Raw genomic sequence first — 13,221 nt, 5'->3', positions numbered from 1 at the left:
CAATCCCGATGTTCTTTGCAAGCAGACTCATTGTAGCCATTATGACCGCTATCCTCACAAGGTGTTCGCTATGTGTTCCAAGAGCAGGTCAACACCTATCTGACCACCGGTCCAGTGAAAGGCCGGACACTCTCACGGCACAGACACACCACTCCAGCCTGTACTGTCTCCATTTTTCCGCCACTGCTTTGGAGGCGGCGAGACCAGAGGCGTATGGAATACAACTCTTCCCAAAAGAGAAAGCCGGGTTCTCCCTTTCGTGAGAGCCCGGCTTCAGATTCTTTAGATTGAGAAAGACTCAGAATTCCAAGTTCTTGCCGTCGTTGCCGAACAGGTGACACGTACTGCCGCTGAATGAGAAGTCAATCTCCTTACCAATGGTGAAAGCATCGGAATAGTTGCCGTTAATATCTGTGGTAGGGACAATGATGACCATATCTCGACCGTTCACATTGGCGTGCAGGTGGATCTCACTGCCCATCATCTCAAATACATCCATCCGGGCCTTGACAGAGCCGGACTCACACTGCAGGGAGATATGCTGCGGACGAACGCCTAGTGTGACATGCTGCCCCGCCACGCCCTTAGCAGCCAAACGTTGTTGCTTGTTCTCGGACAGCTCTACAGTCATGCCATCCAAAACGACAGCATAATGGCCGCCCCTTCCAACCAACTCCGCATCAAAGAAATTCATCTGCGGCGTACCGATGAAGCCAGCCACGAACAGATTGGCAGGATGGTCGAAAACCTCCTGAGGCGTACCGATCTGTTGGATGAAGCCATCCTTCATGATAACGATCCGGTCCCCCAGAGTCATAGCCTCTGTTTGATCATGGGTGACATAGAGGAAGGTAGTATTGATCTTCTGGCGCAGTTTGATAATCTCTGCGCGCATCTGATTACGCAGCTTGGCGTCCAAGTTGCTGAGAGGCTCGTCCATCAGCAGGATCTTGGGTTCCCGTACGATAGCGCGGCCAATCGCCACACGCTGCCGCTGCCCACCGGATAAAGCTTTTGGCTTGCGGTCCAAGTACTGCGTAATGTCTAGGATCTCCGCCGCCTCACGCACAGCTTTGTCAATCTCGCTCTTAGGGCGCTTGCGCAGCTTCAGTGGGAACGCCATATTTTCATACACTGTCATATGGGGATAGAGCGCGTAGTTCTGGAACACCATAGCGATGTCCCGGTCTTTAGGGGCTACATCGTTCATCAACTTCCCATCAATGTACAGTTCTCCGCTGGAGATCTCCTCCAGCCCCGCCACCATTCGCAGAGTGGTCGACTTGCCGCAACCAGAGGGGCCGACCAACACGATGAACTCCTTGTCCGCCACATCCAAGTTAAATTCCTGAACAGCCACAACCCCCTCATTGGTCACCTGGAGCTGGGCCTTTTTCTCCTCGCCGCTCTCGTGCTTCTTTTTGGACTTCTTGTGATCGTTCGTTGCGGGATAGATCTTCTTCACATTTACCAAAGACAGTCCTGCCATCTTTCCCGGCTCTGACCGCTCCGCCTCCGCGGATGCGTTCTCACGCGGTACCGCGATGGGCGCCGCGCTTTACAACAGGTCTCCACACTGCCGCACCGTGAGCCGTACCGGTATGTATTTCCTCCTTTTTGGCACCCGCACAGCTGAGAGATGGAGAGCATATGCAGGCTTTTCAATTTTGTTGGGAACTCCAACACCAATAGTTTACGTGTTTTTTTGCCGTCAAGGAAGATCGCAATATCAACAATTTTCCCCTTGAATTTTTGTTTAATATAAGCATTTGATTTTTCATGATCTCTCAATTCATGTGCTCACTCCTCATGGCAGATGATCCATTCCCATCCGGACAGCCTTGAACTGTAGGCGCTACCTTGTTATGACGGCCCCAAGTCTTCAATCCTTTGCTCCACTCCGCATTATCTTTGAAATCAGAGCGGATATGTCCGTGTTTCCGTCTCGAAGCACCTTTATTCTTGAGCCAGGTTGACACCGCAAAATGACGGGAACTCCGAGAAAAAGAAAGCCGCCGAAATCAGCCGGGCCTAAGCTCCTTTGATCATCCGGCGCCTTCTATTGGCAGAGCTATTGATAACTTCTCCACCTTTCACTGCGATAGAAATATCTGCCCCGGCAGGATAGCACAAGCCGCCCAGACAATATCCGTGGACCGCGCAGATCAAAAGGACCCGCAGGTCATACAATGCCTGTGCCCCGTCGTAATAAGTCTCCTGCGTACTAGTTATGTCCTTATCCAGAATACTCTGATAAAATAATTTTATATCTACTCCCACACCGAAAGTCTTCAGTACAGAATGAAGAACAACATACCCAAAGATCGTCCTCGTAGTTGATATAATCACAAATTCGTATGCATTCCAGAACTGGATGACTCCTATCTTTACGCTGATTTGCATTTTAGCAGGTTTCAAAATTGCAAAGCTTGACCCCAATAAAGGCATTACATTGGAGTGGTAGCCTTCTGTATATGCTACAAGTCACCGGACCGCGTCTTTCGATGCGACCTGGTGACTACAATGTGCCCTCAACGCTCTGTCAGTCCACTGCCATAGTCAATTGGGATAGAATCTTGCACCTTTAAGGAAACTGAGAGGGCGATCACCTCAAAGCCCTCCGGTAGTTGGACAGGCGCCATCTGTTGGCGTCCAAGATCCGCCGCGCCTTCCGCCCCGTCTCCCTGCCGCTGCCGCTGTCGATGACGCAGATATCATTGCCCCTCAACTGCGCCATGCCGAGTTGAGGATGGCGCTAGGAGCCATAGGCTGTTTCCCGTCATTCAGCACAGACAGGGTCTCTCGGCCGCCGTGGTAGAGCTGAACAAATATCCTAGCGCCGTGACAGCGGACCCGCTCCGTACTACGTATATGTTTACGGGTGGCGATACAGAGCTGATTTGGATTGCAGGCGCCGCTGGTTTCATCCATCCGAGTAAATTCCGTGAAAATCAGGCCGCAACCGCCTCTTGCTCGATCCTCATAGAATCGGATCAGTTCCAGCGATACCTCGCCGTCCCAGGACGCCAATCCGTTTCCCATAGCCGTCATTGCGACACGGTTGCGGATCTCTACTCCACCGATACATCCCTTTTCAAATAATTTCTGACAGCGCATTTCCTATGGTTCACTCCTTATCAAATTTTCCCCGGAACCGGTTTTGAGATAAGGCATGGTTTTGGCTCCTTCTGCACTCCTGCACGTCCGCTTCCCTTGGTTCTTTTTCTAAATCCGCCAGGATACCATTGATGAAATACTCCCCGCCAGATACCTGAATGAGTCCTTCAAGTCACGATACGCACTGGAGGCGGGGTAATATCCAATCGGGCGGGTGGTGAGTCGTATCTTTACGCCTTCCGAACAGGTCCCTCTGGTAAAAATATTAAAAGACCGCTATATGAGATCCTGATCGAACATACAGGGTTTCCTACATGTGATATTGATTCCCAGAATTTTTCGGATGTGGTCTTCCCGCCCCCCCATTTCACAGCTCGGGCAATCAAAGTTCCCACTACGTTCATTTCGTGTATAGGGCCGTACTTCTTAATTTCTAAAGCAGAATATGAGGGTTATATCCCCTTAAAAAGCAAGTTTATAATCCCCACACTGTATAAATACAGAGGTGAAGCAAATGATTATCTTTCATCGCCTGTGGGCTACTATGGAAAGCCGCGGTATTTCTATGTATCAGCTTAGAGAAAAATGCGGGATTGACAGCAAAACGATCCGCAGACTTAGAGCAAATGAAAATATTGAAACAAAAACTTTGGATAAGTTGTGTTCTGCTCTTCATTGCAATTTGGATGATATTGCTGAATACAAGGAATCCTAAACTGTTTTTGAGCATATAGTCACAAATCCTTTTGCAGTCCCTGCAGGCCAGCGTGCTACCAGAGCCATCAAAATAAATACCTGAGAAAGTATCGAAAGTAATCCGGTATATTTTAAAGCAGACAATGCTGAGTATCTCACAAGAAGTCTGGACCTTACTGTGGAAGTAAGAGAATTTTACGCCAAAAAAGAGTTCGCGCCATACATCACAAAAATTAGAAGAAGGAGAATAGTAACGCCATTCTCCTTCTTTGTTTTAGGCTTCAAAGCACAGGAAATATGGAGCCTATGATCCGAGTTATCAAGGAATATTTTAGATGTCAGATGGAGGGGCCCGCAGCCAAGAGAGCCCCTCCGGAACCATGTGTTGCTTCAACTCGCCGCCAGAAATCCCCAATTATTTTTCTGGTATTTCCACCGGGATCAGTCGATGTTCCAGTACATCCACCAACCCCATATCCGTCAATCCAAGTTCCGGCACTGTGGGAAGCGAGATAAAGCTCAAAGTCATGAAAGGGGCACTCCCGCGGCATCCCAGACTTCGGGCCGCAGCATTTAGCCCGTCCAATTCCCTCATAACCGTGCCAGCATCCTGCTCACTCATCAATCCGCCGATGGGTAAGCGCATTTTTGCCATCACCTCGCCGTTACGGACCACACAGAGTCCGCCCTGCATTTCCTGAATCACCTTAACACTCTGTGCCATATCCAGCTCATTGACACCTACTACCACGATATTATGGTGATCGTGGGACATGGAGTAGGCCATAGCCCCCTCCCGGAGGCCAAAGCCCCGTACAAATCCCACTCCCACACCGCCAGTTTTTCCGTAGCGCTCTACAATGGCCAGCTTTAAAATATCATGTACCGGATCTGCCAGTATTTCCCCATTAACGCAGGGCAACGTTGCGATTAGCCGTTTATTGATAATCTGCCGGTCAATCAGATCTATAACTGTAACTTGCGTCTGGGGACGATCCGTTCGAGCGGGGACCCGAAAGCTCTTTTCCGTAATCAGCTGTTTCAGCTTTACTGTATTTTTCAACCATTCAGGATATTCCCCAACTTCACATGTCTGGATCAGCTTGCAATCTTTCGCTACCAGGCGCCCCTCAAAATACACCTGGCTAGGCTTCATTTCCCGCAGATCCTCCACCAAAAGAATATCCGCTAGGCGGCCCGGCGTAATAGATCCGATCTCATCTTCCAGCCGGAAATGCCGGGCGGCGTTGAGCGTAGCCAGCTTCACTGCGTCTATTTCTCCCACACCCAATTCCATGGCCCGGGCAACATTATAGTTAATGTGGCCCTCCCGTTGGATCTCTCCAGCATGCTTATCATCTGTACAGAACATCAGATTGTCCAGAGGCAGCTTCTCTCTCAGTACACCGCCGATGAGGGCATCCAAATTGCGTTCGGTGCTGCCCTCCCGAACCAACACACTCATACCCACCCGTAGGCGTTGGAGAAGTTCCTCCTCGGTAACGCACTCGTGGTCATCAGAGATCCCAGCAGAAGCATATACATTGAGTTCCTGCCCCAGGCGACCGATGGCATGACCGTTTACGATTTTTCTCCGCGCCAAGGTATCCGCAATCTTTTCGATGTATTCGTCTTTCACCAGCAGGATTTTAGAGGGATCCAGCTCGCCCAGACTGATGGATTCCTGCCAGTCCATAATAGCGCGTACCTCTTCGGCCCCCATATAGGCTCCGTTAGTCTCTAGGCCCGGCGCTGTAGGTACTCGTGAGGAAACTTCAATAAGCATCCGGTATGGCAGGCGGGAAATAGAATCCAGCATAGCCTTCAATCCATCCGCTCCTGCAACGTTTGCAATCTCCATAAGATCCGCGCACAGTGTAGTAGTCCCTTGAGGCACCACCACTGAAGCCAGAGCTTCTGGTGAAAGCATAGTTGACTCGAAATGCATGTGAGTATCGATGAGCCCCGGCACCGCGAACTGTCCGCAACACTCCACTACTTCCTGGGCCTCCAGATTTGCTTCTGGTGAAATGGAGATAATCCGGCCGTTTTTGATATAGATATCTGTGTTATAAATCTCCGATGAATATACATTCACCAGTCGAACATTCTGTAATTTCAAATCACAAGGGTGCTTCCCAAGCCCCGTCTCAATGGTATCTTTAATTTCTTCAAAAGTGCGCATGGCTTTTTCCTTTCGTTGGATTTCCATTGCGTTAGCCCCAGCCTCCCCGATAGCTCATCATAATCTTTCGTGATAACTCCGGGAAGAGACTTGGTCCCTAGATATTTTATAGCATCTGCCTAGCGTCTTTCAGCAAGGGAAGAAAGAAGTGAATTCTTGGGGATAAGGCCAGTTATGGGTGACAGCAGAGCCTCCTTGATCCCATAAATAGTGATGCTAATGTTTTCCCAGCAGATAATACTCATGGTGCTCAGGCTACAGTGGAATACAGTGTACAGGTCCAGAAGGAATCCCAATCACTGGTGCGGCACATGCGCTGCCAGTATGCGCTCCGCATGGCCCGCAAAAAGTGTTTCTGTGATTTCGATGTTTTCTTACTCTGCCAAGATGTCTCCCCAATGGCGTGTCACTAGTTACCACAACCTGTTCACTATTTTACACAGGTAGACAGAGATATAATTAGGAATTATTCCCACCATTTTACTTTGCATTGACACCGACTACCCGCTCAACGGCGTTAAGAATATTTTCATAACCGGTGCAGCGGCACAGATGACCGGAGATTAACTTACGCAATTCGTCCCGGGTATACTTCTTTCCGGAATTGACGATTTCCACTGCGGTAAGAATGAATCCCGGAGTACAAAAACCACACTGTACTGCAGCTTCGTCCACGAACGCCTGCTGTACAGGGTGCAAGCAACCGTTTTTTGCCCGCAGCCCCTCTACTGTGATAATTTCTCGTCCATCTGCCCACAAGGTCAAATAGATGCAGCTATTAGTTGCCTTTCCGTCCAGAAGAACCGTGCATGCGCCGCACTCCCCAACCCCACAACCTTTTTTGACACTGGTGAGTCCAAGGCGCTGGCGTAATGTGTCCGTCAGGCACTCATCCTCACGGACAGCCAGCTCCACTGGTGTTCCGTTGACTATCATGTGGATCACTTTCATTCAAAATTCCTCCTGCTTGTTTGACCGCCCCTTCCACAGCTCTCTGGCTCAATTCCCGAATCAACTGCATCCGTAGCTCTCGAGATGCCCTCCAGCTATCTCTTGGGAACAATTCCCGCCCTACTGCATCTCCAAGCAGGCGCAGTGTATGTCGGTCCACAGGCAGTCCTTTCACCAGAGCTTCCACTGCCGGACAGCGCATGGGAACTGGCGCCGCCACACCAAAAGCGATCCGCACTTCCCGAAAGGTCTTTTTCCCCGCATCTAGCTCCACATACGCCGCGCAACCCAAAGTGGAAATCTCCAGGGCATTGCGCTTTCCATACTTGATGTAATAGCTGCCGCATCCCGGCCGGATTATAGGAATCCGCACCGCCGTCAGCAGTTCCCTTTTTCGGTCCAAGGCCGTGCGTCCGGGACCAGTATAAAACGCACCGATATCCAGTTGCCGCTTGGTTTGGCTGATATCGGTGAGTTCCAGCCTAGCATTGAGTACCAGCAGCGGCGGCGCACTGTCAGCACTGACTGCGCCATTACAGATATTCCCTCCCAGCGTAGCCACAGTGCGAATCTGGGGGCTCCCCACCTGGTCAGCCGCCTGCCACAAGCAAAAGGCGTGCTCCCGAATCACTCCAGTTTCATGGAGTTGGTCAAAGCAGGTACCCGGCCCTACCACCAGTTCTTCCTTCTCCCGGCGCACACCCTGAAGCTGCGGCAGGCGGTGAATACTCAGCAGAGAGCAGTCTTTCCACTTCCGCTCCCGAACCTTGATTAAAACATCCGTTCCGCCGGAGATAACAATGGCATCCGGATGTTCTGCCAGAAGTGAGAGTGCCTCTCCCAGGTCCTTTGGCTGATAAACTTGTCGAATATCATACATAGCGTATACCTCCCGCTTATGTCTCCGCTATATGCTCGCACGACAGTGGTTGTATCAGTCCAGCTTGTATAAAGGCGTGGATCAGCCGCTCCGGTGTCAGGGGCAGCTCATAGACGGCCACGCCCGTGGCATGGAGCACAGCGTTCCGGATAGCCGGTGCCTGTGGGATCATGGGCGGCTCTCCCAATGCTTTGTTCCCAAAGGGGGCGGAGGGCTCATAGGTCTCCACAAACTCCACATCAATCTGTGGGATGTCCATGGCTGTCGGGATTTTATAGTCCAACAGGTTGTCGTTTCGCATCTTACCAGTCTCGGGGTCAAAAAGCATCTGCTCCGTCAAAGCATATCCAATCCCCATAGCCACACCACCGTGAACCTGAGCTCTAGCAAGCGCCGGATTGAGAATCTGGCCGCTGTCGTGAATCGCTATCACGCGGTTGATTTTAATCTTGCCGATAGGAACATCCACCTCTAAATCAACAAAGCTTGCACCGAAGGCAAATGCGTTATGACGCATGGTGTAGGTGGATTCCGCCGTCAGATGTTCGCTGTTTATCTTTGTGCTGTTGGTGTACTGCATTCGGACTGCCACATCCCTCACCGTCCCCAGGACTGCGCCATCACGGCCTGTAATCCGTCCGCCATCAAGGGCAAGATCTTTGGAATCTGCTTCGTACAAACAGGCAGCCCTGTTCAGGATTTTCTTCCGAAGTATCTCTGCTGTCTGCTTCACCGCACTGCCGGAGACATAAGTCTGGCGAGAAGCGTATGCCCCCGCATCATGGGGAGAAACATCCGTATCCTGGCAGGAGACTACATACACGTTCTCTTCCGGAATTGTGGTAATCTCCGAGGCGATTTGGGCAAATACAGTATCGGAGCCCTGTCCCAGCTCCGTAGCACAGACCTGTATCTGTAGGCTGCCGTCATCATTGAGCAGCATCCGACAGGAAGCTGTCTCCAATTGTATGGGATAGACCCCAGTCTTATAGGCAAACACTGCCATGCCCAATCCTTTCTTGAGATTGGACGATGTATGGTTGAACGCATCATACGCCTGACGCTTCGCTTGCCAGTCCACCAACTCACACCCACGGTCGATGCACCGTTCCAGACCGTTGCTGGCACAGAGAAACCGGTCAAAGGGATCCAAGAAATGCAGGCCCATCATATTCTTTTTTCGAAATTCCACAGGATCCAAATGATACCTCAGTGCCAGATCATCCATCTGGCACTCCATCGCAAAGGCCACCTGTGGAATCCCATAGCCCCGCATAGCTCCCGCCGAGGGCATATTGGTATAGACCGTAGCGGACTCTCCCACCTGCTTGCCCAAAGCAGGATAAAGCTGGAAATAGTTAGTCACCGCATAGGCGGCCACAGCGTGGCCGTTAGAACCGTACGCGCCGCTGTATGCATTCAGGCGAATGCCCTTCTGCGTGATTCGTCCCGTATCATCCACACAGGCCGCCGCCCAGATGTCCATGGCATGACGAGTCCGGCTATTGACAAATGTCTCCTCCCGGCTCATCACAAAGGCCACGCACCGTCCTCCCAGCCGTAAGGTGAATAAAGCCGCCAGCGGCTCATAGAACATATCCTGCTTATTGCCGAATGCTCCGCCCACATAGGGCTTGACCACACGAATCCGGCCTGTGGGGATACCCAGAGCATCGGAAATATGTTTGCGTAGGGTGTGGGGTGCCTGATTGGGCGACACCACTACAATTTTCCGCCCGCTCATATAGGCAAAGCAACAGATGTTTTCAATATGGCAATGTTGCTGGGCCGGTACATGAAATTTTGTTCCTCGTAAATCGACATAGCCGCCGATACATGGATCCATGGAGAACGTTCCCTGATAAAACCGGACATTTTGGCTCTCATCAATGATAAAATCCATGCGCCCCCCCTGATTATCCGGGGATTTTTCATGCAGAGGAATCCCACTGATCACAGCAGCCTCCGGTGTCAGCAGCGGCGGCAGTTCTTCGTACTCTACCCGGATAGCCTCCAGTGCCTTCTGAGCCGCCAGATCGCTTTCTGCTACCACTGCGGCAATCTCATCTCCATAGTAGCGCACTCGTTTGGTCAGTATTCGCTTGTTGGCCACATCGGTATGTGCGGGATCCAGGGAAAGCGGATGTCCACAGGTCGCATACTCCCAGTCCGGCACATCAAAACAAGTTAAAATATCCACTACGCCCGGGATCTTCCACGCCTCGTCCACATCAATAGCGCGTACTGTTCCATTTGCAATGGTGCTGTGAAGAGTCTTTCCCACCAGTGCATTAATAGGAATAAGATCCTCTGTATACTTTGCCGCGCCGGTCACCTTATCCACAGCGTCTAGACGCGGAATGCTATTTTTGATCCCCATGTGCTTTTCTCCAATTCTAGGGCAAAGGACTCCCTCCCACAATCGGATTGGAAGCCCCTGCCCGTTTTTCGGAAACTTGATTGAAATGTACTCCCGATGAATCGTCCTGCCGGGCCTCAGTTAAAAAAGATTTCCAAAAGCAGATACAGTAGGAACACGCCTGTCAGTATCCAAGTGGAAATCGGGAGCTTTCTAGCATTGCCAGCAAAGACCTGTCCGCCAGTGTAAGCCAGCAGTCCGAAGAGGATACCATAGGCGATATTGAAGGTAAACGCCATAAAAGCCACGCAGATGAATACCGGGAAAGCAGTCTTGGTATCACTCAAGTCCACATGCATCAGCGGCTCAATCATAAAGATACCCACCATAACCAGTGCCGGGGCGGTGGCAATACTGGGGATCATCAAAAACAGCGGGGTGAAGAGCAGCGACAGCAGAAAGAACACCCCTGTGGTAATGGCAGTAAGACCTGTTCTTCCGCCCTCAGCAATACCTGTGGTACTCTCTGCACCAAACACCGTGACGGTCTGGGTGCCGAACACAGCTCCTACTGCAGCCCCTGCTGCAGACACAAACAGAGCTTTGCCCGCGCCGGGCAGTTCACCCTTTTCGTTGACAAAACCAGCCTTGATTCCCACACCTACCAGCACGCCGATACTGTCGAACATATCCACAAACAAAAAACTAAAAATGGCAAAGAGAACACCAATGATAGCCGCCACACCGCCCCCAAACAGGCCATCAAATGTCAGTTGTCCAAAGGTAGGTGCTAGCGCCTCAATGGGGTTTTCCAAAGAGACCAGACCCTGCCATTGGGTATAGGTAGCACCTGTAGCCGGGTTTTCAAAAAGCATACCTGCAAAGGTAATAGCCAATATCCCTATGAGGATGGCGCCTTTGACCCTCATAATAACCAGTCCCGCTGTCAGGAGAATCCCCAATAGAGCCAGAATGACACCGGGATCCTGCAAATTGCCCAGGCACAGCAAATTATCAGGGTCATAGGCTATGATACCAGAATTATGCAGCCCCGAGAATGCAATGAAAAAGCCGATAGCCGCAGAAATAGCCTGCTTAACGCACTCTGGAATGCCGTTAACAATGCGCTCCTGTACACCTGCAACGCTGAGGATACTGAAGGTAACACCTTCCACAAACACACAGGCCAGGGCATTTTGCCATGACAGCCCCAGCGTACCGCAGACTGTGTAGGCAAAATATGCGTTGAGTCCCATGGCAGGCGCTAAGGCAAAAGGAAAATTAGTCAAAAGGCCCATTGCGATGCAGGCGATAGCTGCCGAGATAGCCGTCGCCCATAGTACCGCCTTGGAATCCATTCCTGTTGAGGACAGAATCGCCGGATTTACCGCCAAAATATAGGTACAGGTCAAGAACGTAGTCAATCCAGCAATGATCTCAGTTCTCACATTGGTGTGGTTTTCCTTGAGATGGAATCTCTTTTCCAGAAAAGAACCGCTGTTTACAAGCTGTGTTTCTTTTGCCATTTTAGCACCCCCATTTTTGTAGTATCTATTTGTAATACAAATAGATATACATTTATAGTATCAAAGCGGCACCACCAAATCAATGCACTTTTGCGAAAAAAAAGAGAGCCGATTTTCTCGAACTCTCACAAAACTCTGGGGTATTTATATTTTTTTTCGCAGAATTGTGTGCTTGAAGATGCCGTTTGCGTAATACTCCTGAGAATACAAAATGGGTTGACCCACAAAATTGTATCCCAGTTCATCGATGTACAAAAGCGGAGAGCCCTGTGGGATCTGAAACACATCGGCCCGCTCTGCATCCGCAGCCACAGCACTAATTTCAGATAGGTCCATATAAATCTCTGTGCCGCAATATTGTTCCACAAACTCAAATACAGGACTGTCCAAAAGCGAAAGGTCATATTCTTTTGCGACGATACTCCGACGCGCAATGTGGTCTACGCAATAGATTGCTGGCGCACCATCAGCTGTAATTAGGCGGACACTGATTACTACATCCTCCCCCGCTTTAATTCCAAGCTTCTGCGCTGTACGAACATCTGCTTTCCCCATCGCATTACGGACAAATGCCACACCAGGTATATAGCCAGCGGAGCGAATCATATCCAGAAATTCCTCTTCCAGATCCAACCGCACCTTCACATCCAACACATGCTGATTGATAATAGTACCAATCCCATGCTTACGGCTGATAAATCCCTCCCGTTCCAGTGTAGAAAGGCAGTCCCTCACCATGGTCCGGCTGATGCCAAAGTGCTTTGCGATATCTGGTTCCGAGGGAAGACGGTCTGCCCGAGAATATATGCCGGACTTGATCTCTTGGAAAATCTCCTTCGTATATTTCTCCGACAACTGCTGAGGTTTGCTCATTTTGAAAGGTATCCTTTCTGTTTTCTTCACTAAGAACACCTCTCTTTCCTTCCTCTCTCGGAACACACTCGTTTAGAACCGATAAAGCTCCCCAAGAATATGCTGTTGAGGTTGGTGTTTATCATCAAGGTGTCTGTTATATTAGCAATTTTTGTATTTTTCAGTATATCACGAAAAACTCTGCTTCGCAACTTCATTTTGGGAACATGCAAATTGTGTAAAGATATCATGAAATTTTTATAGATAAAGTCTACCATTATCGGATTGATGCCTTCATTTGCATCAAAATAACGGAGTCTTTGGAAGAAAATCTTAGGGTAGGTAACCCTCTGCGTCCTAGAAGTTTTCCCAAGTTTATATTTTTTGATGAGATAGGCCAAAATGTCGCTGCCTCATTAGCTGCATTCTCCGGGAGCCAACTCCAGAAAAGGAAAACCTATTGGGACACAAGTGTTTCAGTGGGATTGCACAATTTTTGCAGTATTTGCAGGCAAGACTCGGAGGCATTGCGATGCAATGCCTCCGGGCCTTTTTACAAATAGTTGTTAAATAGCAGTCAGCAGATTATTCCTTTATACTCTCTGCTAACCCTTTTGCCGTATCCATATAGTCCTGTGCTTCTTCTTCAAAAGGA

At 50.0% G+C, this 13,221-nt stretch carries 11 protein-coding genes; 1 reads left to right on the top strand and 10 read right to left on the bottom strand.

Features of this window, described 5'->3' with window-relative positions; translation table 11 throughout:
• Window positions 1-298 precede the first annotated feature (298 nt).
• The 4 genes from EIO64_RS16905 to EIO64_RS16900 all read right to left on the bottom strand — a co-directional run bounded on the left by EIO64_RS16905 (window position 299) and on the right by EIO64_RS16900 (window position 3,042).
• Window positions 299-1,489 (bottom strand): ABC transporter ATP-binding protein, encoded by a 1,191-nt coding sequence (locus EIO64_RS16905; RefSeq protein ID WP_136891662.1) that lies wholly within the window; start codon window positions 1,487-1,489, stop codon window positions 299-301.
• 542 nt (window positions 1,490-2,031) lie between these two features.
• The gene (locus tag EIO64_RS19310) at window positions 2,032-2,403 is read right to left on the bottom strand and encodes an enoyl-CoA hydratase-related protein (protein WP_160117410.1); all 372 of its coding nucleotides are present in this window, start codon (window positions 2,401-2,403) and stop codon (window positions 2,032-2,034) included.
• Window positions 2,404-2,605: 202 nt separating this feature from the next.
• Window positions 2,606-2,737, bottom strand: coding sequence for a hypothetical protein (locus EIO64_RS18900; protein WP_256264456.1), 132 nt, complete (start codon window positions 2,735-2,737; stop codon window positions 2,606-2,608).
• Window positions 2,725-3,042 (bottom strand): oxidoreductase, encoded by a 318-nt coding sequence (locus EIO64_RS16900; protein WP_249390722.1) that lies wholly within the window; start codon window positions 3,040-3,042, stop codon window positions 2,725-2,727. The genes EIO64_RS18900 and EIO64_RS16900 overlap by 13 nt, the downstream gene beginning before the upstream one ends.
• A gap of 589 nt (window positions 3,043-3,631) precedes the next feature.
• Between EIO64_RS16900 and EIO64_RS16895 the strand changes: the two genes are divergently transcribed.
• Window positions 3,632-3,832 carry a helix-turn-helix domain-containing protein gene (locus tag EIO64_RS16895; protein WP_081692058.1) on the top strand — a complete coding sequence of 67 codons (201 nt, stop codon included), beginning with the start codon at window positions 3,632-3,634 and terminating at the stop codon, window positions 3,830-3,832.
• A 396-nt stretch (window positions 3,833-4,228) separates the two neighbouring features.
• Here the strand turns inward: EIO64_RS16895 and ade are convergent, their stop codons facing one another.
• The 6 genes from ade to EIO64_RS16865 form a co-directional block, all read right to left on the bottom strand.
• The gene (gene ade / locus EIO64_RS16890; protein WP_333635542.1) at window positions 4,229-6,025 is read right to left on the bottom strand and encodes an adenine deaminase; all 1,797 of its coding nucleotides are present in this window, start codon (window positions 6,023-6,025) and stop codon (window positions 4,229-4,231) included.
• Between the two features lie 453 nt (window positions 6,026-6,478).
• Window positions 6,479-6,949, bottom strand: coding sequence for a xanthine dehydrogenase subunit XdhC (xdhC, locus tag EIO64_RS16885; RefSeq protein WP_025543849.1), 471 nt, complete (start codon window positions 6,947-6,949; stop codon window positions 6,479-6,481).
• A complete protein-coding gene (gene xdhB / locus EIO64_RS16880; RefSeq protein ID WP_025543848.1) occupies window positions 6,894-7,829 on the bottom strand; it encodes a xanthine dehydrogenase subunit XdhB in 936 nt (311 codons plus the stop codon). Before xdhB ends, xdhC begins: the two co-directional genes overlap by 56 nt.
• Window positions 7,830-7,845: 16 nt before the next feature.
• Window positions 7,846-10,209 (bottom strand): xanthine dehydrogenase subunit XdhA, encoded by a 2,364-nt coding sequence (gene xdhA / locus EIO64_RS16875; protein ID WP_119310835.1) that lies wholly within the window; start codon window positions 10,207-10,209, stop codon window positions 7,846-7,848.
• Window positions 10,210-10,325: 116 nt separating this feature from the next.
• Complete coding sequence (locus EIO64_RS16870) at window positions 10,326-11,714, bottom strand: NCS2 family permease (RefSeq protein WP_249390721.1); 1,389 nt, start codon at window positions 11,712-11,714, stop codon at window positions 10,326-10,328.
• Between the two features lie 144 nt (window positions 11,715-11,858).
• Entirely contained in the window at window positions 11,859-12,626 is a 768-nt protein-coding gene (locus EIO64_RS16865; RefSeq protein ID WP_249390720.1) for a GntR family transcriptional regulator, read from the bottom strand.
• Between the last annotated feature and the right edge of the window lie 595 nt (window positions 12,627-13,221).

The organism is Dysosmobacter welbionis (assembly GCF_005121165.3).
GTDB classification, from domain to species: Bacteria; Bacillota; Clostridia; order Oscillospirales; family Oscillospiraceae; genus Oscillibacter; species Oscillibacter welbionis.
Note: the sequence above shows the minus strand (reverse complement) of the source record. Positions and strands in the feature narration are given on the sequence as shown.

What these genes read in the sequence shown, in the direction of transcription:
- EIO64_RS16905 (WP_136891662.1), bottom strand. Translation starts at nt 1,489, where the DNA reads ATGGCAGGACTGTCTTTGGTAAATGTGAAGAAGATCTATCCCGCAACG.
- EIO64_RS19310 (WP_160117410.1), bottom strand. Translation starts at nt 2,403, where the DNA reads ATGCAAATCAGCGTAAAGATAGGAGTCATCCAGTTCTGGAATGCATAC.
- EIO64_RS18900 (WP_256264456.1), bottom strand. Translation starts at nt 2,737, where the DNA reads ATGGCGCAGTTGAGGGGCAATGATATCTGCGTCATCGACAGCGGCAGC.
- EIO64_RS16900 (WP_249390722.1), bottom strand. Translation starts at nt 3,042, where the DNA reads ATGGGAAACGGATTGGCGTCCTGGGACGGCGAGGTATCGCTGGAACTG.
- EIO64_RS16895 (WP_081692058.1), top strand. Translation starts at nt 3,632, where the DNA reads ATGATTATCTTTCATCGCCTGTGGGCTACTATGGAAAGCCGCGGTATT.
- ade (WP_333635542.1), bottom strand. Translation starts at nt 6,025, where the DNA reads ATGGAAATCCAACGAAAGGAAAAAGCCATGCGCACTTTTGAAGAAATT.
- xdhC (WP_025543849.1), bottom strand. Translation starts at nt 6,949, where the DNA reads ATGAAAGTGATCCACATGATAGTCAACGGAACACCAGTGGAGCTGGCT.
- xdhB (WP_025543848.1), bottom strand. Translation starts at nt 7,829, where the DNA reads ATGTATGATATTCGACAAGTTTATCAGCCAAAGGACCTGGGAGAGGCA.
- xdhA (WP_119310835.1), bottom strand. Translation starts at nt 10,209, where the DNA reads ATGGGGATCAAAAATAGCATTCCGCGTCTAGACGCTGTGGATAAGGTG.
- EIO64_RS16870 (WP_249390721.1), bottom strand. Translation starts at nt 11,714, where the DNA reads ATGGCAAAAGAAACACAGCTTGTAAACAGCGGTTCTTTTCTGGAAAAG.